Annotated in this window: 20 protein-coding genes; 15 read left to right on the forward strand and 5 right to left on the reverse strand. The window is 65.5% G+C overall.

Features of this window, described 5'->3' with window-relative positions:
* From ACMPH2_RS08405 to ACMPH2_RS08415, 3 genes are all read right to left on the reverse strand, one after another.
* Positions 1-181: hypothetical protein (locus ACMPH2_RS08405; protein ID WP_417119196.1), on the reverse strand; the 181-nt coding region annotated here is incomplete at its 3' end.
* A 572-nt stretch (positions 182-753) separates the two neighbouring features.
* Complete coding sequence (locus ACMPH2_RS08410; RefSeq protein WP_417119197.1) at positions 754-1,254, reverse strand: hypothetical protein; 501 nt, start codon at positions 1,252-1,254, stop codon at positions 754-756.
* A gap of 29 nt (positions 1,255-1,283) precedes the next feature.
* A complete protein-coding gene (locus tag ACMPH2_RS08415) occupies positions 1,284-1,745 on the reverse strand; it encodes a LytTR family DNA-binding domain-containing protein (RefSeq protein ID WP_417119198.1) in 462 nt (153 codons plus the stop codon).
* Between the two features lie 527 nt (positions 1,746-2,272).
* On the opposite strand from ACMPH2_RS08415, the gene ACMPH2_RS08420 reads away from it, so the two are divergent.
* Positions 2,273-3,262: a hypothetical protein gene (locus tag ACMPH2_RS08420; protein ID WP_417119199.1), complete on the forward strand. Its 990-nt coding sequence runs from the start codon at positions 2,273-2,275 to the stop codon at positions 3,260-3,262.
* Positions 3,263-3,568: 306 nt separating this feature from the next.
* Here the strand turns inward: ACMPH2_RS08420 and ACMPH2_RS08425 are convergent, their stop codons facing one another.
* Both ACMPH2_RS08425 and ACMPH2_RS08430 read right to left on the reverse strand, forming a co-directional pair.
* The gene (locus ACMPH2_RS08425) at positions 3,569-4,954 is read right to left on the reverse strand and encodes a M20 family metallopeptidase (protein WP_417119200.1); all 1,386 of its coding nucleotides are present in this window, start codon (positions 4,952-4,954) and stop codon (positions 3,569-3,571) included.
* A gap of 39 nt (positions 4,955-4,993) precedes the next feature.
* Positions 4,994-5,644, reverse strand: coding sequence for a helix-turn-helix transcriptional regulator (locus ACMPH2_RS08430; RefSeq protein WP_303133102.1), 651 nt, complete (start codon positions 5,642-5,644; stop codon positions 4,994-4,996).
* Positions 5,645-6,098: 454 nt separating this feature from the next.
* Here ACMPH2_RS08430 and ssnA point away from each other — a divergent pair, with 454 nt between their 5' ends.
* The 14 genes from ssnA to ACMPH2_RS08500 all read left to right on the forward strand — a co-directional run bounded on the left by ssnA (position 6,099) and on the right by ACMPH2_RS08500 (position 26,543).
* Positions 6,099-7,454: a putative aminohydrolase SsnA gene (gene ssnA, locus ACMPH2_RS08435; RefSeq protein WP_303133104.1), complete on the forward strand. Its 1,356-nt coding sequence runs from the start codon at positions 6,099-6,101 to the stop codon at positions 7,452-7,454.
* 80 nt (positions 7,455-7,534) lie between these two features.
* Positions 7,535-10,531 carry a putative selenate reductase subunit YgfK gene (gene ygfK, locus ACMPH2_RS08440; RefSeq protein WP_303133106.1) on the forward strand — a complete coding sequence of 999 codons (2,997 nt, stop codon included), beginning with the start codon at positions 7,535-7,537 and terminating at the stop codon, positions 10,529-10,531.
* Positions 10,532-10,636: 105 nt separating this feature from the next.
* Positions 10,637-11,104 carry a 4Fe-4S binding protein gene (locus ACMPH2_RS08445; RefSeq protein WP_072499781.1) on the forward strand — a complete coding sequence of 156 codons (468 nt, stop codon included), beginning with the start codon at positions 10,637-10,639 and terminating at the stop codon, positions 11,102-11,104.
* A gap of 12 nt (positions 11,105-11,116) precedes the next feature.
* On the forward strand, positions 11,117-13,888 hold the full coding sequence (gene xdh / locus ACMPH2_RS08450; RefSeq protein WP_303133108.1) for a selenium-dependent xanthine dehydrogenase: 2,772 nt from the start codon (positions 11,117-11,119) through the stop codon (positions 13,886-13,888).
* Between the two features lie 110 nt (positions 13,889-13,998).
* The gene (locus tag ACMPH2_RS08455; RefSeq protein WP_072499783.1) at positions 13,999-15,510 is read left to right on the forward strand and encodes an ABC transporter ATP-binding protein; all 1,512 of its coding nucleotides are present in this window, start codon (positions 13,999-14,001) and stop codon (positions 15,508-15,510) included.
* A 12-nt stretch (positions 15,511-15,522) separates the two neighbouring features.
* The gene (locus ACMPH2_RS08460) at positions 15,523-16,638 is read left to right on the forward strand and encodes an ABC transporter permease (RefSeq protein WP_072499784.1); all 1,116 of its coding nucleotides are present in this window, start codon (positions 15,523-15,525) and stop codon (positions 16,636-16,638) included.
* Positions 16,638-17,573: an ABC transporter permease gene (locus ACMPH2_RS08465; RefSeq protein WP_009277992.1), complete on the forward strand. Its 936-nt coding sequence runs from the start codon at positions 16,638-16,640 to the stop codon at positions 17,571-17,573. The genes ACMPH2_RS08460 and ACMPH2_RS08465 overlap by 1 nt, the downstream gene beginning before the upstream one ends.
* 193 nt (positions 17,574-17,766) lie before the next feature.
* Positions 17,767-18,867: a BMP family lipoprotein gene (locus ACMPH2_RS08470; RefSeq protein ID WP_072499785.1), complete on the forward strand. Its 1,101-nt coding sequence runs from the start codon at positions 17,767-17,769 to the stop codon at positions 18,865-18,867.
* Between the two features lie 114 nt (positions 18,868-18,981).
* Positions 18,982-19,479, forward strand: coding sequence for a nucleoside deaminase (locus ACMPH2_RS08475; protein WP_303133115.1), 498 nt, complete (start codon positions 18,982-18,984; stop codon positions 19,477-19,479).
* An 83-nt stretch (positions 19,480-19,562) separates the two neighbouring features.
* Positions 19,563-20,669: a BMP family lipoprotein gene (locus ACMPH2_RS08480; RefSeq protein ID WP_417119201.1), complete on the forward strand. Its 1,107-nt coding sequence runs from the start codon at positions 19,563-19,565 to the stop codon at positions 20,667-20,669.
* A gap of 524 nt (positions 20,670-21,193) precedes the next feature.
* On the forward strand, positions 21,194-23,536 hold the full coding sequence (gene xdhA, locus ACMPH2_RS08485) for a xanthine dehydrogenase subunit XdhA (RefSeq protein ID WP_417119202.1): 2,343 nt from the start codon (positions 21,194-21,196) through the stop codon (positions 23,534-23,536).
* On the forward strand, positions 23,536-24,417 hold the full coding sequence (gene xdhB / locus ACMPH2_RS08490) for a xanthine dehydrogenase subunit XdhB (protein WP_417119203.1): 882 nt from the start codon (positions 23,536-23,538) through the stop codon (positions 24,415-24,417). Before xdhA ends, xdhB begins: the two co-directional genes overlap by 1 nt.
* Entirely contained in the window at positions 24,417-24,923 is a 507-nt protein-coding gene (xdhC, locus tag ACMPH2_RS08495; protein ID WP_009277986.1) for a xanthine dehydrogenase subunit XdhC, read from the forward strand. Before xdhB ends, xdhC begins: the two co-directional genes overlap by 1 nt.
* 237 nt (positions 24,924-25,160) lie before the next feature.
* A complete protein-coding gene (locus ACMPH2_RS08500) occupies positions 25,161-26,543 on the forward strand; it encodes an NCS2 family permease (RefSeq protein ID WP_009277985.1) in 1,383 nt (460 codons plus the stop codon).
* Positions 26,544-26,586: the final 43 nt, after the last annotated feature.

The following is a 26,586-nucleotide window of genomic DNA, read 5'->3' on the forward strand; positions in this document are numbered from 1 at the left end:
CCGCCGACGACCGTAGCGCAGCGCCGCCCGCCCGGCCCCCCAGGGCGCCGTGCGGGAGGTGGCCGTGGGCCCACCCCCGCACGGCGCTCGGACGCGCGCCGGAGAGCTCCGCGGCCTGGCTCAGGCCGAACCCCGGCGAGACTGCCTCGAGGGCGAGGGCGACCGTTTTCCTGTCGTGCATGCGAACCTCCCGAGTTGGGCCGTCCAGCGTCGGTCCAACATTTGGTCCGCACACCCCCGTCACCCCCTTGCCCGCATTTCTCACGGAATGCGGGCATTTTTGGCAAATGGCCTGTTGGCAGGGTGGAAAGACAGCATTCTGCGAGAAATGCGGTCTTTTCCGGCTAGACCGTCTGACCGTTGGCCCGCGCAGGCCCGGGCCCCGGACCAAGGCCTGCGCGGGGAGCGCCTGCCCCTTGTCGTTCTCGTCAAACACGTCGCCGCACTCAGGGCAGAACTTGGGCGGCTTGGGCTGGTCCTCTGGCACCCAGCCGCACTTGTCGCAGCGGTAGCTCGGCCCCTCCTCGGGCTTGTGCCGGCACGCTGTTCTCGCTTGGATCTTGCTCTGCGGCGGCGTTCCAACCACACATGTCGACCTCGGCGCGCGAGAGGGCCGAAGTGGGTGGTTGCGCGCGGCTCTCAGGTGAGAGGACCACCCACATCGCACCTGCGGTGGCAGTCAAGTCACCCACTTCGCATTCGCGACGGTAATCCAGCCACCCACTTCGCGCTTCTCGTGACAGGTCGCAGTGTCTACTCCCGGGAGTTGTGCTTGCGGTATGCCTCGAGACGTTGGGTGTATGACGCCCCTTGGACGCGGAAGGCGATCGTGAAGCCTACGGTGATGGCCGTGAGCAGGACCAGGTAGAGGAACGTGAAGCTCGCCCATGCGCCGGCGTTCTCTGTCGGGAACCACCCGCCAAGGAAGGAGCACGCCGCCAGCACGAGGTAATAGCTGAGCCCGAAGCCCGCGACGCGCACGGGATAGCTGGGCTTGGTGAGCACGGAGTAGCCAAACCACAGCTGTTGCAGGATGCCGCCGGCCAAGCCTGCGGCGATGGCAGAGGCGCACCAGCTCAACCCTTGGTTCCAACGCCCCGCGATGGCTTCGGTCCCGCACGCCGCAAGCAGCATCAGCACGGACACCATGCTGCCCGCCGCCAGCCCCCTGAGAGCCATGTGCCAGATTCCCCGCTTGGACTCCTCGTCATAGATTCCGACATCTTTGTGATGGTGACGTGTCTTCTCGCCCATTGTTCCCCTGCCTTTCTTTGGACCCTTCGCTAGCTGCGACGCGGATTGCTTCCTAGGAGCCTCTTTATGTTCGGTACATAGGTGCGCGTCACCAGGACGTTCGTACCACCCTTCAGGCGAAGCAGGAGACGGCGGTTGAGCTCGGGCCTGATCGAGACGACCTTGTCGAAGTTGACCAGCACCTGCTTGGACGCGCGGATGACGGGGCTTCCCCGCAAGGCCTCCTCCAGCTCGTAAAGCCTGAGGGGGCTTTCGAGCTCGGAGCCGTCGGTGGTGCGAACGAGGACCAGGTCGGCTCGTACCTCGATGAGCAACAGCTCGTCGAGCGGAATCGGCCTGCGAACAATCGAACCCGGTTCGAACCCCACGACCATCTGTCCGAATGATTGGAGCCTGCCTACCAGCTGGGCGGCGTCCTGGTCTCCTGGTGCGCTCGTCACCAGAACGTCGATTTCGTCCTGCCCCTCTCGCTCGATGTGTCTGACGTTCATCGCCCCTCCGTGTCGTCCTGGTCTTGCCGCATCTCGAGCATATGGGATGGACGGCGAGGTGGATGGTTGGTGCAGCCAAGTTGCACGAAGCGGGGGGCGTGTTGCCCGTCCGGTGTCCAATGGCATACGCTTGGCGCGCGAGAGGGTCGAAATGGGTGGTTGGAACGCGGGAAAAGGTGAGAGAACCACTCACTTCGGACCCGAGGCGGCAACTCAGCCACCCACTTCGCTCATCTCGCGGCGCGTGATAAGTGGCGGGTGAATCGAACGTACCGCCTTCGGATTGCACGGGGCGCAGATTGCCTATTTTGAATCCGATTTGGCAGCTTCATGCAAGTTAACGGCCGAATTGAGGACGCCTTGTGGATTATTGAGGCCATTTGGGCTCGTCGGGCGGCCGCAACGCTGACCTTGCGCCCTTCTCACCCTCATGTACCTGCGGGTCTTGCAGCTGCACGAACTCTCCGGCAGCTGCCTGCCAGCCAAGAGTGGGTTTGGCGCGAGTTTCGAACGGTACCCTTCGCGACATGTTTACGTTCATTTCTCATAACAGCTCCCGGGCGTATTGGCTCACGAGGCGCCACGACGGGGGTGGTCTGCCCATCGCCTGTGACGTGAGCCTGGCAGACGCGACTGCGTCGGCGCGCGAGGTGAGACGGGCAATAGTGGCGCTCAGGGGTCGCAACCCACTTCATGCCGCGCTCGGGCAAAAGCTCGACATTCTCGTGCCTTCGTCCAACGGGCGTCACCCCTGTGCGGACGTGCGCATGCACCTCTGCAAAAGAAGCCTGACGGAGGGGTCGTTCGTAGCGCTTTCTCCGGACGTCCTCGTCGCCTCGCCGGAGCTTTGCTTTCTACAGATGGCGGAGTCGCTTGACGTTCTAGGGGAAGTGGTCGAGCTTGGGTTCGAACTCTGTGGCACCTACGCCTTTGGGCCCGACGGCAGGACGCTCGCGGGAAGCCGGCCTCCCCTGACGAGCGTCGCTCGCATCGCCGGCTATCTTGACCGTTGCGCTGGGGTGCGGGGCGTCGCGAAGGCTCGCTCGGCGCTGCGCTGGGTGATGGACGGGTCGGCGTCGCCCATGGAGACGCTCCTTGCCATGGAGTTGGGAATGCCCAAGCGCCTGGGCGGGAGGGGCTTCCCACCGTTTGTCGTCAATCGACGCATCGAGCTGCCAGACGAGCACCTGCGCGGGCTGGCGCAGCGCTCACGCGTCTACGTCGACCTGCTCTTCGAGCATCAGGGGTTGTGCCTGGAGTTCGATAGCTTCGAGCACCACGGGGGCAGGGAGGAGTATGACAACACGCAGGCACGAGCCAACGCGCTGCGTTCCATGGGACTGCGTGTCAACTCGATAACCTACGGCCAGGTTGCCTCGCTCGCACGCTTCGACGATTTGGTGTGGGGCCTCGAGACGCAGTTGGGGCTTCGGCATAGGCCGTGCGGGGACTCGACGAGGGCTCGTCAGCGCGAATTGCACGCGCTTCTCGCCGACGTGCGCAGGAGGCACTTCTAGCGTCGTTTTGCAAGGCAACGGGACCCACATCGTCCCCGGTGCGCAAGACATTCGAAGTGGGTGGTTGGAACGCGGGAAAAGGCGAGAGAACCACCCACTTCGGGCTTGCGGCGGCATATCGCCCACCCACATCGGCGTCGGCGCGCGAGAGGGTCGAAGTGGGTGGTTGCATGCGGCTCTCAGGCGAGAGAAGCACCCACTTCGGGCCTGCGGTGGCAACTCAGCCACCCACTTCGATCACGTGACGGCACCACGGCCACCCACTTCGCGCCTGCGGCGGCGGGATTCGTCGACGCAGGCGCGCAGCTACCAGAGCGCCCGCCTGGCAAGCTCGCAGAGCACCGCGCGCACGCGCTCGAGGTCCGCCAACGGTACGTACTCGTTGGGCTTGTGCGCCATCTCGAGCTCGCCCGGCCCGTAAGAGACGCAGTCGCGGTTCCCGCAGGTTCCCGCCACGACGGCGCCATCGGTGTAGCCGGTGAACACGTCGATGCCCGCCTTGGCCCCCGTGACCTCGGCGGAAGCCTCCTGCAGGAGCGCGAGCAGTCCGGACTGGGGGTTTGCCTCGATGGGAGGGCGGTCCCCGGTCACCTCGTAGCTGCCGACACAGCCTGGCACGGCCCTCTCGGCCGCACGAAGGGCGTCCGTCACGATGCCACTGGCAGAGTCGGTGCCCGCAGGAGGTACGAGCCGCATGTCAATCCACACATGGCAGTCGTCGGGTACCACGTAGGGCCGGTAGCCACCCTCTATCTGTCCGAAGGTCACGGTGGAAGCGCCGAGGTCGGGATGCCTCTCCAGTGCCGCCACGGCCGAGCGTATGCGCACGACCGCCTCGGCGGCAGCGGCGACGGCGTCCGCCCCGCGCCAGGGCGTGCTTGCGTGTGCGGTGACACCGCGCAGCTCGAGCTCGAACCAGCTACGGCCCTTGTGTGCCATGCGCGCCTTGCCGCCCGTGGGCTCCGTGTCCAGCACCCAGTCGGTACCACCCACCCATCCGGCGGCGATTGCGGCCTCGATGCCGCGCATGAAGTCCTCCTCATCAACCGTGCAGAGCAGCGTCATGCGGCGGCGGGGGAGGCGTCCCCTCAGCGCGACCTCGTCGAGGGCGCTCCCAAAGGCAAGCATCGCGCAGGCAAGGCCGCCCTTCATGTCACAGGAGCCGCGGCCATAGAGCCGCCCGTCAAGTACCCTCGCCCCCAGGGCGGGGGCCTCGTCGTCCCAGCCATCCCCCAGGACGACGGTGTCCTGGTGACAGCAGTAGACGAGCCCCGGCAGGCCTTCGGTCGTGGCCTCGTCGTCAGGCGAGAGCCCCGTCACCTCCGTGCCCGTGGCATCATGCTCACCCGCGGCGGGAATCACGGCCCTCAGGCAGGGCCGGCCGGGAAGCGCCTCGAGCTCTTCGAGGAAGACGTGGCCCAGTGCCTCGCGCCCGCCCTTGCCGGCAAGCTCGCGCGCCCGTCCGATGCGACTTTCGAGCCAGCCGCGTACGAAGCCCTCGACTTCGCCCTCGAAGGCGCCAGGGTCGCTGCTGTCGATCCTCACGAGCGCCTGGGTGAGCCCGACCACGTCGTTCGTGCCGCGGTCCGTGTCCTTGTCCGCGCTGGCGTTGGCATCCGCATAAGCGCCAGCGCCGGCGACCTGCGCCAGCAAGTCTCCCTTGTCTTCTCCAACCATGACGTCCCGAGCCATGCGGCCCACCTCCCGGAAGGCGATCGCCTCGAGCCCGGGCTACCCCTGCGCCTGGGCCTTGGCCTCGTCCATGTAGCTGTACAGGGTGTACTTCGAGATGCCGAAGTAGTTGCAGACCTTCTGGCCCGACTTGGTGACCAGGAAGGCGCCGGAGTCGTTGAGGAAGCCGATTGCCTTGACCTTGTCCTCCTTGGTCATGAGGGTGACGGGCTTGCCCACGACCCGCACGCTCTGCTCGATGAGCTCGTCCAGGAGCTCGGTCACGCTCTGGGGGATGGGCTCGGGGTCTGCCGCACCCTGCGCGGCGACGGCGGTGAGCGACTCCAGCTCGTGACGTGCGGCAAGGAGCATGGTGATGTCGTAGTTGATGGCAAAGATGCCGTCCACCTCGCCGTCCTCGCCGCGCAGGAAGATGGTGGACGACTTCAGGATCTTGCCGTCCTCGGTCTTGGTGAGGTAGGCGAGCCGGTCCTCGACGGGGTTGCGGCGGTCGTGCAGTGCCTCGAGCACGACATGCGAGGGGCCGTCTCCCACCGCACGGCCCGACACATGGCCGTTCTCGATGGCGACGATGGTGCTCGAGGGGTTGTCGGCCGAGAGGTCGTGGATGACCACCTCGCAGCCCGGTCCGAACTGGGCCGCGATGCCATGTGCGAGGGAGCGGCAGAACTCGATGTCCTGTGCACGCATGGGAACCTCCCGTTGACGTCGCCCGCGAGCTGGGCGCCGACCCTGCGAGGTCGCAGGGATGCCTGTCAAAGAGTTATGAGAGCCGACCTTTGGCGACCTGCGTCGCGAGCGGGTCTGGCAGCCGAATGGTATATCGAATCACGCCGTGCTCAATAGATGGAGCTTACAAATTGTTAGGAATTTTCGGGGAGGGGTCCCAGCCGGGGCGAGGAGGTCCCTGCCTGCATAGGGCCACATCGCGTCGTGCGACGTCACTCTCGCATGCGCAAAACGTTATTTATTTAAAAATACAACGCGCCGATGGTGGTATATCGACCGCCTACGACATCACTGATTCTTACTTTTCTTTTTTCCACCTATCATTTTTTCAGATATAGACGTGGTAAGAGAGGACCACGCCTCACAAGTATCCGGCCGTAGCTGATCTGCGGCGCTCAGCAGGGGGAGGGGTCTCATGCTGCTCGTAGCAAATGGTAGGGTCATCACTCGTGACGAGGCGCATCCGTACTTCGAGGACGGCGCGGTCGTCGTCGACGGCACCAAGATCGTGGAGGTCGGCGACAGGTCCGCGCTCGAGGGCAAGTACCCCGACGCAGAGTTCCTCGACGCGCGTGGCGCGGTGATCATGCCGGGACTCATCAACGCCCACACCCACATCTATTCCGGCCTCGCCCGCGGCCTGGCCATCAAGGGCTGCAACCCAACCAACTTCCTCGAGAACCTCGAGCAGCAGTGGTGGAAGATCGATCGCAACCTCAACATGGAGGGCACCCGCGCCTCCGCGTACGCGACCATCCTGGACTGCATCCGCGACGGCGTGACCACCATCTTCGACCACCACGCCAGCTTCCTCGAGATTCCCGGGTCGCTCTTCGCGATCAAGGACGTCGCGGAGGAGACAGGCATGCGCGCCTGCCTCTGCTACGAGACCTCCGACCGCGACGGCGAGGAGAAGTGCGACCAGGCCATCGCCGAGAACGCCGAGTTCGCGCGCTGGGCCGCCGGGCAGGACTCCGACATGATCGCCGCCATGTTCGGCGGGCATGCCCTGTTCACGCTCTCGGACAAGACCCTCGACAAGATGGTCGAGGCCAACGACGGCCTCACCGGCTTCCACATCCACGTCTGCGAGGGAATGAACGACGTCTATGACAGCCTGGGCAACCACGGCTGCACCGCCGTGCACCGCCTCCTCGACCACGGCCTCCTGGGCGAGAAGACCATGCTGGGCCACTGCATCCACATCACGCCCGCCGACATGGACGTGATCGCCGAGACCAAGACCATGATCGTGAACAACCCCGGCTCCAACATGAACAACGCCGTGGGCTGCGCCCCCGTGCTCGAGTTCTTCAAGCGCGGCATCACCGTGGGCATGGGCACCGACGCCTACACCCATGACGTGCTGGAGAGCCTGAAGACCTTCATCATGATCCAGCGCCACAACAGCTGCATGCCCAACGTCGCCTGGGGCGAGGACATGGCCATGCTGTTCAAGAACAACCGCACCATCGCCGAGAAGTACTTCTCGGCCAAGCCCCAGGGCAAGCCCCTCGGCATCCTGGCCCCCGGCGCCGCGGCCGACATCGCGATCTTCGACTACAAGCCCTTCACGCCCTTCTCGGACGAGAACATCGACGGCCACATCCTCTTCGGCTTCGAGGGCAAGGCCTGCCGCACGACCATCATCAACGGTCGCGTCCTCTACAAGGACCGCGAGTTCGTCGACCTGGACGAGGAGGCCATCAACGCCCGCATCCTCGCCGCCTCCAAGCAGCTCTGGGGGGAGCTCAACGGCCGCGAGTACTAAGTCGCATGCACTTGCGTCGCCCGCGGACGCAATAAATGCGGGGGACATAATCCGCCTTTGGTTTTTAGGAGAGGACCAATATGAGCGACATCATGCGCCCCATTCCGTTCGACGCCCTCATGGGCTGGATCCTGGACGAGTACCACACGCAGGGCAGCATCTTCGGCATTACCCGCTTCGCCAAGGGTGACGGGAAGGGCACCCGCCACATCTTCGGCGAGAGCATCGAGACGCCCGTCGGCCCTGCGGCTGGCCCCAACTCCCAGCTCGCCCAGAACATCGTCGCGAGCTACGTGACCGGTGCCCGCTTCTTCGAGCTCAAGACCGTCCAGGTCATGGACGGCGAGGAACTCTCGGCCTGCGTCAACAAGCCCTGCATCCTGGCAGGTGACGAGGGCTACAACTGCGAGTGGTCCACCGAGCTGACCGTCCCCCAGGCCTTCGACGAGTACGTCAAGGCGTGGGTCGCCTGCAAGCTGCTCTCCCGCGAGCTTGACCTGGGATCTGCCGACGGCTTCGTGTTCAACATGTCAGTGGGCTACGACCTCGAGGGCATCAAGAGCCCCAAGGTCGACAAGTACATCAACGACATGAAGGACGCCTCCGCCACGCCGGCCTTCACCGAGGCCATCGCCTGGGCGAAGGCGAACCTCGACCGCTTCGAGCACGTGGACGAGGCCTTCGTCGACTCCATCACCCCGCAGGTCTCGCGCTCCATCACCGAGTCCACGCTGCACGGCTGCCCTCCCGCAGAGATCGAGCGCATCGCCACCTACCTCATGTGCGAGAAGGGCCTCAACACCTTCGTAAAGTGCAACCCCACGCTCCTGGGCTACGAGTACGCCCGCACCACCCTGGACTCCCTGGGCTTCGACTACGTCGCCTTCGACGACCACCACTTCCTGGAGGACCTCCAGTGGGAGGACGCCGTCCCCATGCTCGAGCGCCTCATCGCGCTGGGCAAGGAGAGGGGCCTGGAGTTCGGCGTCAAGCTGACCAACACCTTCCCCGTCGACGTGACCCGCAACGAGCTGCCCAGCGAGGAGATGTACATGTCGGGCCGCTCGCTGTACCCGCTCTCCCTCACCCTGGCCGCCCGGCTGTCCGAGCAGTTCGACGGCAAGCTGCGCATCTCGTACTCCGGCGGTGCCGACGCCAACAACGTGGCCGGACTCGTCTCGGCTGGCATCTGGCCCGTCACCGTGGCGACCACCATCCTCAAGCCCGGTGGCTACCAGCGCTTCGGCCAGATCGTGCGCGTCCTCGAGTCCGTCGAGGCCAAGGCCTTCGACGGCGTTGACGCCAAGGCCGTCCGCGGCATGGTGGGCGAGGCCGTGAGGGGTGACGCCTACCGCAAGCCCATCAAGCCCCTGCCCGAGCGCCACGTCGCGGCGAAGCTTCCCCTCATGGACTGCTTCACGGCGCCCTGCCGCCACGACTGCCCCATCCACCAGGACATCCCCGGCTACCTCATGGCCGTGGACGAGGGCCGCTACGAGGACGCCCTCAACGTCATCCTCGAGCGCAACGCCCTGCCCTTCGTGACCGGCACCATCTGCCCGCACCACTGCGGCGACGGCTGCATGCGCAACTACTACGAGGAGCACGTCCACATCCGCGAGGCAAAGCTCAAGGCCGCCGAGGCGGCAAGCGAGAAGGTCCTGCCCACGCTCGCCCGCAGGGCCGAGGTCAAGGGCAAGAAGGTCGCCGTCATCGGCGGAGGTCCTGCCGGCCTCTCCGCCGCGTCCTTCCTCTCCCGCGCCGGCGTCGACGTGACCGTGATCGAGCGCACCCAGAAGCTGGGCGGCATCGTCCGTCATGCCATCCCCGAGTTCCGCATCTCGGGCGAGGCTATCGACCGCGACATCGAGCTCTGCAGCGCCTACGGCGCCAAATTCGAGTGCGGCGTCGAGGTCAAGTCGGTCGACGAGCTCCTGAAGCAGGGCTACACCGACGTCGTCATCGCCATCGGCGCCTGGGCGCCTGGTCGCGCCACCCTCAAGTCCGGCGCCGAGATGGACGCCATCGACTTCCTCGTGGCCGCCAAGGGTGACCCCGACTCCCTCGAGCTCGGCAGCGACGTCGTGGTCATCGGTGCCGGTAACACCGCCATGGACGTGGCACGTGCCGCCAAGCGCATCAAGGGCGTCGAGAACGTCCGCCTGGTCTACCGCCGCACCCGCCGCTACATGCCCGCCGACGAGGAGGAGCTCGCGCTCGCGCTCGAGGACGGGGTCGAGTTCATGGAGCTCCTCTCGCCCGACACGCTTGCCGACGGCGTCCTGACCTGCGAGGTCATGGAGCTTGGCGCTCCCGACGAGTCTGGCCGCCGCTCGCCCGTCTCCACCGGCAAGACCACGACCATTCCCGCCACCACCGTCATCGCCGCGGTGGGTGAGAACGTCGAGGGCACGCTCTTCGAGGCCTCCGGCATCGAGGTCGACCGCAAGGGACGCCCCGTGGTCGACGCCAGCTACAAGACCAACCTGCCCCACGTCTATGCCATCGGTGACGCCCGCCGCGGGCCTGCCACCGTGGTCGAGGGCATTGCGGACGCCGCCATGGTGACCGTCGCCATCTCGGGCGCGGACTTCAACGGCAAGGTCGAGTCCAACGTCAAGGCCGACTACGACGCCCCGCTCGCCAAGCGCGGCGACCTCTGTCTGGACGTCAAGGGCTGCGACAGGACCCGCTGCCTGGGCTGCGCCACCGTCTGCGAGACCTGCGTCGAGGTCTGCCCCAACCGCGCCAACGTCGCGATTCGCGTGCCCGGCATGCGCCAGCGCCAGATCGTGCACGTCGACGGCATGTGCAACGAGTGCGGCAACTGCGCCGTCTTCTGCCCCTACCAGGGCGGCCGTCCCTACAAGGACAAGCTCACCCTCTTCTGGAGCAAGGAGGACTTCGACAACAGCACCAACGAGGGCTTCCTTCCCGTCGACGGCGGCATGCTCGTCAGGCTTGACGGAGGCACCAAGGTATACGATGCGAATGACAAGGACTGCGGACTGCCCGAGTCGGTGCGCGCCACCATCGCTGCCGTGCAAAGCGACTATGCCTACCTCATGATCGGCTAGCCTCGCGAGGCGCTGTGCCACAGCCTCAAACACAAACCGAGGGCCGGAGGTGGCGCGCTTCGGCGTGCCACCTCCCGGCGCTCATTCCGGGGGGATAGGCTCAATATGGCCAAGAGAAGGGACAAGGTAGCCGTCGTACATTGCTGGGGGGGAGCCAGCAGGTACTGCAACTACGGCTGCGTCGGCTGCGGCGCGTGCGTCGCCGCCTGCAAGGTCGACGCGATCGGCCTCAACGAGAACAACACCGCGCAGGTGAGGCGCGAGGCCTGCATAGGCTGCGGCCTCTGTGCGAGGGCCTGCCCGCAGGGGATCATCGAGATAGTCCCCCGCGAGGCGACAATCCTGCCGCTCTGCTCCAATCCGGACCCGGGCTCGGTCGCACGCAAGCTCTGCGACTCGAGCTGCATCGCCTGCGGCGCCTGCGAGCGAGCCTGCCCGGCGGATGCCATCCACGTGACGGACAACCTGGCGGTGACGGACGTCGAGCTCTGCATCGCCTGTGGCATGTGCGCGACCAAGTGCCCGCGCGGCGTCATCCGTGACGCCAACGGCATCCTGGCCAAGGGCTTCTAGAGGGGAGGGGACATGGGAAAGTACAGCTTCTCCGTCAACGGCGAAGAGATCTCGACGGACGAGAACGTATCGCTCCTGCGCTTCCTGCGCGACGAGCTCCACCTCACCTCCGTGAAGGACGGCTGCTCCGAGGGCGCCTGCGGCACCTGCACCGTCGTCATCGACGGGATTGCCACCAAGGGCTGTGTCATCACCACCAAGCTTGCCCAGGGCAAGCAGATCCTCACCGTGGAGGGCCTTGGCGAGGAGGAGAAGGAGGCCTTCGTCTATGCCTTCGGCGCCGTGGGGGCCGTGCAGTGCGGCTTCTGCATCCCCGGCATGGTGATGAGCGGGGCAGCCCTCCTGAGGGCCAACCCCAATCCCACCGAGGACGACGTCAAGGTCGCGATAAAGGGCAACGTCTGCCGCTGCACCGGCTACAAGAAGATCATCGAGGGCATCCTGCTCGCCGCCCAGATCCTCAGGGGAGAGAGGCAGATCGACCCCGAGCTCGAGAGAGGCGACGACTACGGCGTGGGCAAGCGCGCCTTCCGCGTGGACGTGCGCCGCAAGGTCCTGGGCTACGGCGTGTATCCCGACGACCTCAACGAGACCGACTACCCCGACATGGCCTACGCCTCGGCGGTGCGCTCGAAGTACCCGCGTGCCCGCGTGCTCTCCATAGACAGCTCCAAGGCCGAGGCCCTGCCTGGCGTCCTGGGCGTGCTCACCGCCAAGGACGTGCCCGTCAACCAGGTGGGCCACCTCATCCAGGACTGGGACGTGATGATCGCCGAGGGCGACGTCACCCGCTTCGTGGGAGATGCCATCTGCCTGGTGGTTGCCGAGGACGAGAAGACCCTGGCAAAGGCCAAGAGGCTCGTCAAGGTGACCTACGAGGAGCTCGCGCCCGTCCGCAACATCGAGGAGGCGAAGGCCGAGGGTGCCCCCATCATCCACGACAGCTTCCTTGCCTTCGGCAACGTCGTCGAGCTCCACGACAACGTCTGCCAGAGCCGCCACGTGACCCGCGGCAACGCCAAGGAGGCGCTCGCCAAGTCCGCCCACGTGGTGACCAAGACCTTCGAGACGCCCTTCACCGAGCATGCCTTCCTGGAGCCCGAGTGCGCCGTGGCCTTCCCCTACAAGGACGGCGTCAAGGTCCAGAGCACCGACCAGGGCGCCTACGACACGCGCAAGGAAGTCGCCCACATGTTTGGCTGGGACGAGACGCCCGAGCGCGTCGTCGTCCAGACCATGCTGGTCGGCGGCGGCTTCGGCGGCAAGGAGGACGTGAGCGCCCAGCACCTCGCCGCCCTCGCCGCCCTGCACTTCGGGCGCACGGTGAAGTGCCGCTTCACGCGCAAGGAGTCCATCGACTTCCATCCCAAGCGCCACGCCATGCAGGGCACCTTCACCCTGGGTTGCGACGAGGAGGGCAACCTCACCGCTCTGGACTGCGAGATCAACTTCGACACCGGTGCCTACGCGAGCCTCTGCGGCCCCGTCCTCGAGCGCGCCTGCACCCATTCGGTCGGTCCCTACAAGTACCAGAACACCGACATACGTGGGTACGGCTACTACACCAACAACCCGCCCGCGGGCGCCTTCCGCGGCTTCGGCGTGTGCCAGAGCCAGTTCGCCCTCGAGTGCCTCATCGACGTGCTTGCCGACGAGGTGGGCATCTCTCCTTGGGAGATGCGCTACAAGAACGCGATCGAGCCCGGCGAGGTCCTGCCCAACGGCCAGATCGCCGACTGCTCCACCGCGCTCAAGGAGACCCTCCTGGCGGTGAAGGACGCCTATGACGCCAACGCCGACCACTGCGGCCTCGCCTGCGCCATGAAGAACGCGGGCGTGGGCGTGGGCCTGCCTGACGCCGGGCGCTGCAAGATCGTGGTCGATGGCGGCAAGGCGATGGTCTATTCCGCGACCTCCGACATCGGCCAGGGCTGCAACACCGTCTTCCTCCAGGACGTGGCGGAGGCCAGCGGCCTGCCGCGCGCCCTCATCCGCAACGGCGAGTGCTCCACCGAGGCGGCGCCCGACTCCGGTACCACCTCCGGCTCGCGCCAGACCGTCATCACCGGCGAGTCCGTGCGCGGTGCCGCCTTCCTGCTCCGCGACGCGATGCTCGCGTACGAGGCGGGGGAGGGCGTGCCCCAGGGACCCGTTCGCGCCAGGGGTGACGGCGTCAAGGTCGAGTACGAGGACGGCAGGAGCTACGACGTCCATGCCTGCGAGCTCAAGGCCGGCGGCGGACGCCACGCCAATGACCCCGCTTCCGCGCTGGCGGCGCTCGAGGGCTGCGAGTTCAGCTACGTCTACTTCGAGCCCACCGACAAGCTGGGGGCGGACAAGCCCAACCCCAAGAGCCACGTGTGCTACGGCTTTGCCACGCACCTGGTGATCCTGGACAAGAAGGGCAAGGTCTCCCAGATCTACGCCGCGCACGACTCCGGCAAGGTTGTCAACCCCATCGCCATCCAGGGCCAGATCGAGGGTGGCGTGCTCATGGGCATGGGCTATGCCCTCACCGAGGACTTCCCGCTCAAGGACTGCGTGCCCACCGCGCGCTACGGGACCCTTGGCCTCCTGCGTGCCAGCCAGATTCCCGACATCCACGCCATCTACGTGGAGAAGGACGAGCTCCTGCCCGTGGCCTACGGCGGCAAGGGCATCGGGGAGATCGCGACCATCCCCACCGCGCCTGCGGTGCAGAACGCGTATCGTCGCGTCAGCGGCAGGCTCCAGACCAAGCTGCCGCTCGTCGGCACGCCCTACGAGAGGAGGCCGCGCGGGTAGGCCGATCCCTAGGATATTCAGGGGCCTCCTGCCGCCGTGCCGGGGGCTCCTGGGCAATGCAACACCCCGAAACGTGAGACCGGAAGAGCTGCGAAAGAGGTGGTCGTGACATGGGAGAGCTCTTGAGGATGGAGGGCGTCGACAAGCGCTTCGGCTCGTTCTACGCGAACCGCAACGTCACCCTCTCCATACAAGAGGGCGAGGTGCACACCCTGTTGGGCGAGAACGGAGCGGGCAAGTCGACGCTCATGAACTGCCTGATAGGCCTGTACACGCCGTCTGCGGGCAAGATCTACATGAGGGGCGAGGAGGTCCACATCGACTCCCCGCGCGATGCCGTCGCGCACGGCATCGGCATGGTGCACCAGCACTTCATGCTGGTGGAGGACATGAGCGGCCTCGAGAACATCATCCTGGGCGACAAGCGCCACAACACGCCCCTGCTCCAGAAGGCCGACGACCGCAAGACCATCGAGGGGCTCATGCAGCGCTACGGCCTGGAGGTCGACCTCGACCAGCGCGTGGGCGACATGTCCATCGGCATGCAGCAGCGCGTCGAGATCCTGAAGGTCCTCTTCCGCGGAGCCGACCTGCTCATCCTCGACGAGCCCACCGCCGTCCTCACCGACCTCGAGGTCCAGGGCCTCTTCGACATTATGAACTCCCTGACCGACGAGGGTAAGTCGATCATCTTCATCTCGCACAAGATGCGCGAGGTCATGCACATCTCCGACCGCGTTACGGTCCTGCGCCGCGGCGAGTGCATCGACACGGTCGAGGTCTCCAAGACCACCGAGCAGGAGCTCGCCGACCTCATGATCGGCCAGAAGTTCACCGAGAGCACCTACCAGAAGGTGGACGCGACCGACCAGCCCATGCTCACGCTCACCAACGTGTCCTACCATCCCGAGGTCAAGCACGGCGGCCTGAAGGACGTCACCCTCACCCTCCACAAGGGAGAGATCCTGGGCGTCGCGGGCATCGACGGCAACGGGCAGGGTGCCCTCGCCGAGGTCGTGACCGGCCTCATCGCCCCCGAGTCCGGCGAGGTCGTCGGCCCCGACGGCTCGAGCATCGCGCTCTTCTCGCCCCAGGCCTTCATCGACGCCGGCTTCGGCAACATCCCCGAGGACCGCAACAAGATGGGCCTCGTCGGCGACATGACGATCGCCGAGAACCTGGTCCTCAAGCAGACCAACACCGAGCGCTTCTCCGCGGGGCACGGCGCCTGGCTCAAGATGGACGCCATCCAGGAGTTCGCCGAGCAGCTGCGCGAGGAGAACGACATCCGCTGCACCTCCGTCAGCCAGACGGCCCGCAGCCTCTCGGGCGGCAACCAGCAGAAGGTCATCCTCGCGCGCGAGCTCGACAGCCACCCCAAGCTCCTCGTGGCCGTCTATCCCACGCGCGGCCTGGACATCGGCGCCACCGGCTTCGTCCACGACCAGATCGTGGCGCAGCGCGACGCCGGCTGCTCGGTGCTGCTCATCTCGGCTGACTTCGACGAGGTCCTGAAGCTCTCGGACCGCATCGTCGTCCTCTTCGAGGGCCAGATCATGGGAACGTACCCCGGCGCGAATCCCCCCATCAAGGAGATCTCGCTCGCCATGGCAGGAAAGTAGGAGGGAGGAACAATGGCAAAGAGCTCTAGCTCTGACAACAGCCGCGAGAAGCTGCTGACGACGCTCACCCCCGTCGTCTCGGTCCTCCTCGCGCTCATCGTGGGAGCCATCATCATCGCGTGCCTCGGCAAGAGCCCCGTTCAGGGTTACGCCGCCATGCTCCAGGGCTCCCTGGGCTCCCTCTCCAAGGTCGCCAAGACCCTGGAGCGCTCCTGCCCGCTGATCTTCACCGGCCTCTGCGCCGTGTTCGCCTACAAGTGCGGCGTCTTCAACCTCGGCGGAGAGGGCCAGTTCATCATGGGTGGCTGCGCCGCCGCCACCGTCGTCCTGGGCCTTGGCCTCGACGGCCCCGTCGGCATGCTCTGCGGCCTCACCGCCGGCATCGTCGTGGGCGGCCTCTGGGGCCTGCTTCCCGGCATCATGAAGATCACGCGCGGCCTCAACGAGATGATCACCACGATCATGCTCAACTACGTCGCCATGTACTTCATGGAGTACGTCTTCAAGAACCTCCTCTCGGATAACGGCCTTCCCAAGACCCTCGCCATGCCCAACGCCGCGCGCCTGCCCGGCATCGGCGGCATGCACGTGGGCGTCATCCTTGCCGTCCTCCTGGGCCTCTTCCTGTGGTACCTGATCTTCCGCACCTCCTTCGGCTTCAAGATTCGCGCCGTGGGCATGAACCCCATCGCCTCGCGCGTGAGCGGCTTCCCGGTGAACAGGCTCGTCCTTCTCGCCTTCGTCATCTCGGGCGCCATCGCCGGAATGGGCGGCGCCGTCGAGCTCCTGGGCAAGACCCCCTACCGCCTGGCGGCGGGCTTCGGTGCGGGCTTCGGCTTCGACGGCGTGGCCATCGCCCTCATCTCGCAGCTCAACCCCATAGCTGCCATGCTGGTCGCCATCCTCTTCGGCATCCTCAACACGGGCGGCACCATGATGCAGAGCGTCATCGGCGTCCCCACCGCCATCGTCGACATCATCCGCGGCCTGATAATCATCTTCGCCGTCGCCGGCATGGCCATCGTCAAGCTCCCCAAGATCATTGCGTTCTTCAGCTCCCGTGGACCCAAGCAGGGCGCGAACGAGCCTGAGGTCGCCACCGACAAGAAAGCGGAGGTGACGGCGTAATGGACTTCTTCATGACCTCACTGCCCACGATCCTCAACGCCACGACCCTGAGTGCCGTGCCCATCCTCCTGGCCGCCCTGGGCGAGCTCTTCTCCGAGCGCGCCGGCTTGGTCAACATCGGCCTCGAGGGCATCATGGCCGTGGGCGCCTTCGTCGCCTTCGCCGTGGGCAAGATGACGGGCAACCTCTGGCTCGGCGTCTGCGCCGCCATCGTCGCCGGCATCGCCATCAACATGATCTACGCCTTCTGCACCGTCACGCTCTGCGTCGACCAGGTGGTCGTGGGCATGGCCATCAACATCCTTGCGCCCGCCCTGGCGCTCTTCGGCTACAACATGTTCGTCGGATCCAACTCCGCCAACGCCACCGGCGTCATCATGGAGAGGATCCAGATCCCGGGGCTGAGCGCGATACCCTACATAGGTGGGCCGGTCTTCGGTCAGCAGCTCCTTGCCTATCTCGCCTTCATCCTGGTGCCCCTCGTGACCTACTTCTTCAAGAGCTTCCGTGGCGGCCTCTCGTTCCGCTCGGTGGGCGAGAACCCCCAGGCTGCAGAGACCCTGGGCATCAACGTCATCCGCATCAAGTTCGTGGCCTGCGTCGCCTGCGGCGCGCTGGCTGGCATGGGCGGGGCGTTCCTCTCGGTCTGCATGACCCCGATCTACATCGACGGCATCGTCATGGGCCGCGGCTTCATCGCGCTGGCGACGGTCATCTTTGGTCGTTGGAGCGCCGTGGGCATCATGGCCGCGAGCCTGCTCTTCGGCTTCTTCGACGGGCTCAACGTCGCCCTGCAGGCCCAGTTCAACGCCGCGCCCGTCATGTTCTTCAAGATGATCCCGTACATCTTCACGATCATCGCCCTGATCTTCTTCGGTTCCAGGCACGCCGGGCCCAAGGCGAACGGCCAGCCCTACTACCGCGAGTCGCGTTAGTCCGCTGCCGCCCGGGCAACGCCCGCTGGGCAGCGCGATTTACAAAAGCACCGTTCAGCGTGCAAGAATGGGATATAAACTCTGGGCCTTTTGGCCATCGAGTCGAAGGGAGTGGGCACAGCACAGAGACACGAGGTTGGAAGTTCTTCGCATGTGTCAGTGGCAGGAATGTCTTCTTAGAAAGGGAACTACCATGAGCGAGTCCAAGTTCAACTTCATGCTTAACAGGCGTCAGGCCATCGCGCTGGGCCTCGGATCCGCGGCCACGGTCGCCCTCGCCGGCTGCAGCGGCGGAAGCGGCAGCGACGACAAGGCAGCGGGCGGGGATTCCTCCGAGGGCAGTTACAAGGTCGCCATGATCATGTCCGGCACCATCACCGACGGCGGCTGGGACCAGGGCCACTACGAGTCCCTGAAGCGCGCCATCGAGTCCCACCCCAAGTGGGAGATGCTCGAGCCCAAGGAGAACACGCCCGACGCCGATGCCGCCACCGCCGCCCAGAGCTACGTCGACCAGGGCGTCGACCTCATCATCGGCAACGGAAACCAGTTCGCCTCCGACTGGGCCGAGGTCGTCGCCGACGCGGAGGGCAACGACAAGGTCCACTTCCTCATCACCAACACCAACCCCACCTCCGAGATGGCCGACTACAAGTCCCTCGCCAAGGTGGAGACGGTGCTGCCCAACTTCAAGCAGACCGGCGCCCTCGCGGGCGTCGTCGCCGGCCTCATGACCAAGACCAACAGCATCGGCTTCATCGGTGGCATGAAGCTCCCCTCCACCGAGGCCAAGTACGCCGCCTACCTGGCCGCCGCCCAGAAGATCAACCCCGAGATCAAGGGCCAGTACAACTTCGAGGCCGGCTTCACCGACGCCTCCCTGGGCACCAAGCTGACCGAGAACTGGATCAGCACCAACAACGTCGACGTCATGTGGGGCGACGCTTCCGCAGTCGACAACGGCTCGCGCCAGGCCCTCGAGTCTGCCGGTGCCGACACCCACTTCGACATCGCCCAGCCCATCGACATCGCCGGTGCCGACCAGCCCACCGTCGTGACCTCCACCGTCACCGACTGGAAGATCGACCAGGCCATGGACGAGATCGAGAAGGGCGAGTTCGGCGACGGCAAGGTCATCACCGCCGACATGTCCAACGGCGGCATCTCGCTGGGCAAGTTCTCGGACAAGGTCCCTGAGGACGTCCAGGCCAAGATCAAGGAGCTCGCCGAGCAGATCAAGAGCGACTCCTTCGTGACCGACGCAGAGGTCGAGGCCATCGCCTCCACCCTCTAGGTCAAGGCGCACAGGCGCCAAGACGCCCCAAAGCGGCGCCGGGATGTCCAGCGGGCACCCCGGCGCCGCACTTTTCAGGCGGCGGGGATGCCCGTCGCGCGGACGGGAGGTCGCATGGCAAGGAAGGACTTCACCCACGAGGAGGACGTCGCACTGCTGAGGAGGTGCATCGAGGTCTCGCGCCGGTCGCGCGAGCACGGCAACACCCCCTTCGGGGCGATCCTGGTCTCCCCGGACGGGGAGGTGCTGCTCGAGCAGGAGAACATCGAGATCGACACACACCGCTGCACCGGGCACGCCGAGACCCAGCTGGTCGACCGCGCCTCGCAGATGTTCGACAAGCCCTATCTCGCGGACTGCTCGCTCTACACCTCGGCAGAGCCCTGCGCCATGTGCTCCGGCGCCATCTACTGGGCGGGCGTGGGCAGGGTCGTCTACGCGATGACCGAGCGGTCGCTGCTGCGTCTCACGGGCGCGAACGAGCAGAATCCCACCTTCGACCTGCCCTGCCGGCAGGTGTTTGCGGCGGGTCAGAAGGACATCGAGGTCGTCGGACCCTTCGAGGAACTCGAACAGGAGGCCGCGGACGTCCACCGGGGCTACTGGGACTGAGGTCGGCGGTGGCTCTCGCCAGGCGTCGGACGAGAGACGAATGCAAGAACCGGTTGGTCTTTGAGGAGAAGGGAAGCTAGTCAATGAGTGGCATTCTTGGACTTCGCAAGGCAATGCCGAGCAGGCGCGAGGCCCTGGCCCTTGGGGCTGGGTCCGCAGCTCTCGCCGCAGGGCTGCTCGCGGGATGCGGCTCCGGCGGCAGCGCCGATCCCGGAACGGGCGAAGATGGCCAGCCCAAGCGCGTGGCGATGGTCATCAGCAGCCCAAAGAACGACGGCGGCTGGGGCCAGGGCCACTACGAGTCCCTGAAGCGCGCCATCGAGTCCCACCCCAAGTGGGAGATGCTCGAGCCCAAGGAGAGCGTGGCGGACGCCGACGCGGCGGATGCCGCGCAGAGCTACGTCGACCAGGACGTCGACCTCATCGTGGGCGCCGGCAACGAGTTCGCATCGGTCTGGGCCGAGGTCGTGGCGGAGGCGGCGGAGTCGCACCCCAAGGTCCACTTCCTCATCACCAACACCGACCCAGCCGTCGACCTGGCCGACTACCAGACCCTCGACAACCTCGAGACGGTGCTCACCGACCTCAGCCAGTCGGGGGCGCTTGCCGGCGTGGTGGCAGGCCTCATGACCAAGACGAAGAGCATCGGCTTCATCGGCGGCGCCAAGCTGCCCACGACCCTCACCAAGTACGCGGCCTACCTCGCGGCTGCCCAGAAGGTCACCCCTGGCGTCGAGGGCCACTACAACTTCGAGGCCGGCTTCACCGACGCCTCCCTGGGCGCGCGCCTGACCGAGAACTGGATCGCTGCCAACGACGTCGACGTCATGTGGGGCGACGCCTCGGCGGTCGACAATGGTGCCCGCCAGGCGCTGGAGGAGGCGGGGGCCGACACCCACTTCGACATCGCCCAGCCCATCGACATCGCGGGGGAGGGCCAGGCCACGGTCATCACCTCCACCGTCATCGACTGGAAGATCGACCAGGCCATGGACGAGATCGAGAAGGGCGAGTTCGGCTCCGGCAGGACCATCTCCGCAGACATGTCAAACGGGGGCATCTCGCTGGGCAAGTTCTCCGACAAGGTTCCCGCCGACGTCCAGGACAAGATCGGGGACTACGTCAAGCTCATCTCCGGGGGAAGCTTCCTCACCGAGGCCGAGATCGAGGCTGTGAGGTCCACGCTCTAGCCCTTCGGCCGTTCGCGATCCGCGCTGCCGAGGCGGTGGTACCTTGCGGGGTGCCACCGCCCCTTTCTAAGCTTCTCTCTTATCCATCTAAACAATTGCAAAGGACATGGTCATGCAAGCGAGGCGTTATATATAAAAAAACATAACGAAAAAAATAGGTAGGCAAACAAACTTTTTGCCATTTGCCGCGCCTTTCGTACCGTATGCGGCAGCCGAGAAAAAGCGTAAGGCGCAGGCACTGATAGCATGGAAGTTGCTAACGAGGTGGGGGAGGGCTAAACAATGGCTGATTTGCGGCAGTAAACGTCACCTTGGAGGCAGGGGGGACGGACGCAGGGGAGGGTTGCGCCCACGACATCCCAACGCGAGCTTCGGCACTTCTGGTCAGGAACACGGCAGCGCCGGAACCTGGCTTTTGTAGCATAGGGAGTTACGCCCCTCGAAGTCTGGGGAGCGCGGAGAGAGGGAAGCCGGGCAGGGAGGGAACGCCCGGTTGCGTGGGAGACCAAGCGAAGGGGTGAACCATGGAGAAGTTGAAGGAGGTCGGCAGGCCTCTGGTGCGCGTCGACGCGTACGACAAGGTCACCGGACGTGCCATGTACACGGACGACCTCTGCCCGAAGCCCTGCCTGGAGGCTCGAATCCTGCATTCGACCATCGGCAACGGCGTCGTGAAGTCCATCGACATCAGCGAAGCTCAGAAGGTTCCGGGAGTGGTGGGTGTCTACACCTGCTTTGACGTGCCCGACCATCCGTACCCCGTGGCAGGACACCCCTGGTACGCCGAGTCCAAAAAGGAAAAGCGCGACATCATGGACCGCAAGCTCCTTGACTCGCGCGTGCGTATCTATGGCGACAACATCGCTGCCGTCGTCGCCGAGGACACCGTCGCCTGCGACCGCGCCCTGGCGAAGATCAAGGTCGAGTACGAGGAGTACCCCGTCGTCTACGACCCCATCGAGTCGATGAAGGGCACCGAGCATCCCGTCCAGGAGGGCAAGCCCGACAACATCGTGGCCCACACCCTCGCCAAGACCGACGACGAGAAGCTCGCCAAGTTGGGCTACTCCTCCGTCGAGGATGCCGTCAGCGACCCCAAGTACCACCATTACAAGCTCCACATGGAGACGGGCGAGCAGTCCCAGGTGCACATCGAGACCTGTACCTCCTACTGCTACGAGGAGAACGGCAAGATCGTCTGCGTCTCGTCCACCCAGATCCCACACATCTGCCGCCGCGTCATCGGCCAGGCCCTGGGCATCCCCTGGGGCGACGTCCGCGTCATCAAGCCCTACATCGGCGGCGGCTTCGGCACCAAGCAGGACATCCACTACGAGCCCCTCAACGCCTGGCTTTGCAAGCAGGTCGGCGGCCGTCCCGTCCGCCTCGAGCTCAGCCGAGAGGAGCTCTTCTACGCCACCAGCGGCCGTCAGCCCAAGAGCTTCGACGTCGAGGCCGCCGTCGACGACGACATGAACCTCCGTGTCCGCTCCATCAAGGCCTGGTCCAACACCGGCGGCTACATCCACCACGGCCATGCCCTGGTGCTCAACTCCGTCAACACCTTCCGCTGGCTGTACCACAAGCAGGAGGACGCGATTCGCTGCGAGGCATGGACCATCCACACCAACGGCCCGCACACCGGTGCCATGCGCGCCTATGGCGTGCCCGAGGGCAACTGGGCGGCCGAGTGCCTCATGGGCGACATCGCCCACGACATGGGCTGGGACGGTGTCGACTTCCGTCTGAAGAACGCCATCTACGAGGGCTACTACGACGAGTTCAGCCCTAGCAACTACATCGCCGCCCACACCTGCGGCCTTCCCGAGTGCGTCGAGAAGGGCAAGGCGTACATCGAGTGGGACAAGAAGAAGGCCGAGTACGCCAACGAGACCGGTCCCATCCGCCACGGCGTGGGCGTCTCCTTCTTCGTGTACAAGACCGCCGTCGCGCCCTTCGCGCTCGAGACCGCGACGGCCGCGATCACGCTGAACCAGGACGGCAGCTTCCAGCTCCAGATGGGCGCCACCGAGATTGGCCAGGGTGCCGACACCGTCTTCTCGCAGATGGCGGCCGAGGCCCTCGGCGTCGACACCGAGGACGTCCACATCGTCTCGTTCCAGGACACCGACGTAACGCCCTATGACGCAGGCGCCTACGCCTCCCGCCAGACCTACGTGTCCGGCACCGCCGTCAAGCAGGCCGGAGAGAAGCTGCACAAGCAGATCATCGACTACGCCCACTACCTCTTCCCGGGCGCCCAGGGCGAGTTCTCCCTGCGCGACCATGCCATCTGGGACTGCGTGGGCAACAAGGTGGTGGACCTCTCCGAGCTCGCCCTTGAGGCCTACTACAACACCGACCACAACGACCAGCTCTACGCCCGCTCCACCGCCAACGTGCACACCAACACGATCGCCGTGGGCTGCAGTTTCGCCGACGTCACCGTAGACATGCCCCTGGGCAAGGTCACGGTCAACAAGATCATCAACGTCCAGGACTCCGGTCGCCTCATCAACCCCAAGCTCGTCGAGCAGCAGGTGCACGGCGGCATGGCCCAGTCCATCGGGTTCGCCCTCTACGAGGAGGTGCAGGTCGACCCCAAGACGGCACGCGTGCTCAACCCCACGCTGCTCGACTACAAGATTCCGACCACGATGGACGTGCCCGACCTCGAGGCGCAGTTCGTCGAGACCGACGACCCCACCGGTCCCTACGGCAACAAGGCAGTGGGAGAGACGCCCGTCATCTCGCCTGCGGCTGCGATTCGCGACGCCATCCTGGATGCAACCGGCGTCAAGTTCTACCAGGAGCCGATGACCCCTCAGCGCCTCTTCGAGGGATTCAAGAAGGAGGGTCTCATCTAATGTATGACATCGAATCGCTCCACTGCGCGACCAGCGTGGACGACGCAGTCCACGCCCTCGCGGAGGACCCACAGGCCATCGTCGTCGCCGGCGGCACCGACGTCCTCGTGAAGGTGCGCGAGGGCAAGTTCGCGGGCGCCCACCTCGTCTCGATCCACGAGCTTCACGACGAGCTCGACGGCGTCACCCTCGCCGAGGACGGCACCGTTGAGATCGGCCCCATCACCTGGTTCCACCACGTGACCACGAGCCCCGTGATCCAGGCGACCGTCCCCACGCTGGGCGACGCCTGTGACACCCCCGGTGGCCCCCAGCTGCGCGTGTCCGGCACCATCGGTGGCAACGTCTGCAACGCCGCCACCTCGGCCGACTCCGCGTCGACCCTCTATGCCTACGGCGCCCTTCTCGACGTGAGGGGTCCCAAGGGGGAGCGCACCATCCCCATCGAGGAGTGGTACGCCGGACCCGGCCGCTCCACCAAGGACCGCGACGAGGTCCTCGTCAAGATTCGCATTCCCAAGGACCACTATGAGGGCTTCACCGGTCACTACTTCAAATACGGCAAGCGTCGCGCGCTCGAGATTGCGACCATGGGCTGCTGCTGCCTGGTCAAGCTCTCGGCCGACAAGAAGACCGTCGACGACATCCGCCTCGCCTTCGGCGGGGCGGGCCCCACGCCCATGAGGGCACAGAAGGCCGAGGACGGCGTGCGCGGGCTTCCCGTCGCCGAGGCCGTCGAGAAGATCGGCGAGCTGGCTCAGGCAGACACCAACCCCCGCGACAGCTGGCGCGCCTCCAAGGAGTTCAGGCTCCAGCTCATCAAGGAGATGGCGAAGCGCTCCCTCGCAGAGGCCGCGCGCAAGGGAGGGGCAGATATCTAATGGACATGAGAATCCTGAAGTGCAAGGTCAACGGCAAGGAAGTCCAGGTGGGCTATGACCCCCGCGAGTCCCTGCTCGACACCCTGCGCAACCGCCTGCACCTCACCAGCGTCAAGCGTGGCTGCGAGGTCGGCGAGTGCGGCGCCTGCACCGTCCTGATCGACGGCGTCGCCACCGACACCTGCCTCTACCTCACCGACTGGGCGCAGGGCAAGGAGATCCTGACCGTCGAGGGCCTCCAGGCGGCCGACGGCACGCTCCACCCCGTCCAGCAGGCCTTCGTGGACGAGTTCGCCGTCCAGTGCGGCTTCTGCATTCCCGGGCTCATCATGAGCACGGTCGAGATAGCAAACTCCGGCAAGACCTACACCAGGGACGAGCTGCGCAAGCAGCTCTCGGGCCACCTCTGCCGCTGCACGGGCTACCAGGACGTCATGAACGCGGTGGAGAAGGCCGTCGAGTTCTGCCACGAGCGCGTGGGGGCAGACGAGACGACCACCGCCTAGTCGACCAGCGCGGTGCGGCGGCCGTCCCGCCGCACCGCCAGTCAGGCACCATCCCTCGCAAAAACAGGTAGGGGACCAAGAGTCACGACGGCCCCCCATGTTTGGACCACGCCAGGGCGTGGTCTGGTTCCACTCATAGAAGTTATGGCTCCGCGCCACGTCAGGGCTGAGAGGAGGCGACTTTGGCCGCCCTCTAGGGACACTCTTGCAAACTCGCCAAGAAAGGATCGCTCGCTCATGAAGGACAAGATTCAGTCGTTCTTCCACCTGGAAGAGCACGGAACCAACATCCAGACGGAGATAATCGCAGGCATCACCACCTTCGTCACCATCGCCTACATCCTCGTCGTCAACCCCTCCATCCTGGGTGACGGCGGGATGGACCCCGGCGCGGTCTTCACCGCCACGGCAGTCACCGCCGCCTTCGGCACCTGCCTCATGGCCCTCTCCACCAACTATCCCTTCATCCTCGCCCCGGGAATGGGACTCAACGCCTTCATGATCTATACGGTCGTGCTGAGCATGGGCTACACCTGGGAGGTCGCGCTCGCGGCGTTCTTCGTCGAGGGCCTCATCTTCCTGGTCATCGCCCTCACCAACATCCGTGAGGTCGTCCTGGACGCCATCCCGTTGAGCCTCAAGTTCGCCATCACGGCGGGCATCGGCCTCTTCATCACCCTCATCGGTCTCAAGAACGCCGGCATCGTGGTGGACAGTCCCTCCACGCTCATCACCATCTTCCCCTTCCACAGCAGCATGCAGGACGGCAGCTTCGCCACCGGCGGCATCTCCGCGCTCCTGGGCCTCGTGGGCATCGTCATCACCGCGCTCCTCATGATCCACAACGTCAAGGGCAACATCCTTCTCGGCATCCTCATCACCTGGGCGCTCGGCCTCGTCTGCCAGCTGGCGGGCGTCTACGTCCCCGACCCCGCGGCCGGCTACGGCAGCCTGATCCCCGACTTCTCCCGCGGCCTCTCTGTCCCTTCCATGGCTCCCACCTTCATGAAGATGGACTTCTCGCAGGTCTTTAGCGTCGGCTTCGCCACCGTGGTCATCGCCTACCTCTTCACCAACATCTCCGAGACCTTCGGCGCCCTCGTGGGGTCCGCCTCCAAGGCCGGCGTACTCCAGGAAGACGGCAAGTTCCCGCGCTTCAAGAACGCCCTCGTCGCCCAGTCCGTGGGCGTCCTGACCGCAGCCGTCACCGGCACCTCCGCCACCACCTCCGTCGTCGAGTGCGCGGCCGGCATCGCCGCCGGCGGCAAGACCGGCCTCACCTCGCTGGTCACCGGCATCATGTTCCTGATTTCCCTGCTCCTCTCGCCCATCTTCCTGGCCATCCCCTCGTTCGCCACGGCTCCTGCCCTGGTCATCGTCGGCTTCCTCATGATCTCGTCGCTGCTCAACATCGACTTCTCCGACATGTCCGAGGCCATGCCCGCCTTCATCTGCCTCTTCACCATTCCCTTCACCTACAGCATCGTCGAGGGCATGGCCCTGGGCTTCATCTCGTACGTCGTTATCAACACGCTCGGCGGAAAGGAGCGCCAGAAGAAGGTCAGTGTGGCAATGTATGTGATAGCGCTCCTGTTCGTGGCCAAGTACTTCTTCGTGTAGGTCTGGTCGCGGCTGCGACCTCGCAACAGCCGGTCAAAGAGAA

The sequence above is a fragment of the Olsenella phocaeensis genome, assembly GCF_048189965.1.
GTDB classification, from domain to species: Bacteria; Actinomycetota; Coriobacteriia; order Coriobacteriales; family Atopobiaceae; genus Olsenella_I; species Olsenella_I phocaeensis.

Bases quoted from the DNA above. Each gene is read 5' to 3' on its own strand.
- ACMPH2_RS08445 (WP_072499781.1), top strand. From the start codon at position 10,637: ATGGCCAAGAGAAGGGACAAGGTAGCCGTCGTACATTGCTGGGGGGGA.
- ACMPH2_RS08460 (WP_072499784.1), top strand. From the start codon at position 15,523: ATGGCAAAGAGCTCTAGCTCTGACAACAGCCGCGAGAAGCTGCTGACG.
- xdh (WP_303133108.1), top strand. From the start codon at position 11,117: ATGGGAAAGTACAGCTTCTCCGTCAACGGCGAAGAGATCTCGACGGAC.
- ACMPH2_RS08475 (WP_303133115.1), top strand. From the start codon at position 18,982: ATGGCAAGGAAGGACTTCACCCACGAGGAGGACGTCGCACTGCTGAGG.
- xdhC (WP_009277986.1), top strand. From the start codon at position 24,417: ATGGACATGAGAATCCTGAAGTGCAAGGTCAACGGCAAGGAAGTCCAG.
- ACMPH2_RS08480 (WP_417119201.1), top strand. From the start codon at position 19,563: ATGAGTGGCATTCTTGGACTTCGCAAGGCAATGCCGAGCAGGCGCGAG.
- ACMPH2_RS08415 (WP_417119198.1), bottom strand. From the start codon at position 1,745: ATGAACGTCAGACACATCGAGCGAGAGGGGCAGGACGAAATCGACGTT.
- xdhB (WP_417119203.1), top strand. From the start codon at position 23,536: ATGTATGACATCGAATCGCTCCACTGCGCGACCAGCGTGGACGACGCA.
- ACMPH2_RS08410 (WP_417119197.1), bottom strand. From the start codon at position 1,254: ATGGGCGAGAAGACACGTCACCATCACAAAGATGTCGGAATCTATGAC.
- ACMPH2_RS08420 (WP_417119199.1), top strand. From the start codon at position 2,273: ATGTTTACGTTCATTTCTCATAACAGCTCCCGGGCGTATTGGCTCACG.
- ACMPH2_RS08500 (WP_009277985.1), top strand. From the start codon at position 25,161: ATGAAGGACAAGATTCAGTCGTTCTTCCACCTGGAAGAGCACGGAACC.
- xdhA (WP_417119202.1), top strand. From the start codon at position 21,194: ATGGAGAAGTTGAAGGAGGTCGGCAGGCCTCTGGTGCGCGTCGACGCG.
- ssnA (WP_303133104.1), top strand. From the start codon at position 6,099: ATGCTGCTCGTAGCAAATGGTAGGGTCATCACTCGTGACGAGGCGCAT.
- ACMPH2_RS08465 (WP_009277992.1), top strand. From the start codon at position 16,638: ATGGACTTCTTCATGACCTCACTGCCCACGATCCTCAACGCCACGACC.
- ACMPH2_RS08470 (WP_072499785.1), top strand. From the start codon at position 17,767: ATGAGCGAGTCCAAGTTCAACTTCATGCTTAACAGGCGTCAGGCCATC.
- ACMPH2_RS08455 (WP_072499783.1), top strand. From the start codon at position 13,999: ATGGGAGAGCTCTTGAGGATGGAGGGCGTCGACAAGCGCTTCGGCTCG.
- ACMPH2_RS08430 (WP_303133102.1), bottom strand. From the start codon at position 5,644: ATGCGTGCACAGGACATCGAGTTCTGCCGCTCCCTCGCACATGGCATC.
- ygfK (WP_303133106.1), top strand. From the start codon at position 7,535: ATGAGCGACATCATGCGCCCCATTCCGTTCGACGCCCTCATGGGCTGG.
- ACMPH2_RS08425 (WP_417119200.1), bottom strand. From the start codon at position 4,954: ATGGCTCGGGACGTCATGGTTGGAGAAGACAAGGGAGACTTGCTGGCG.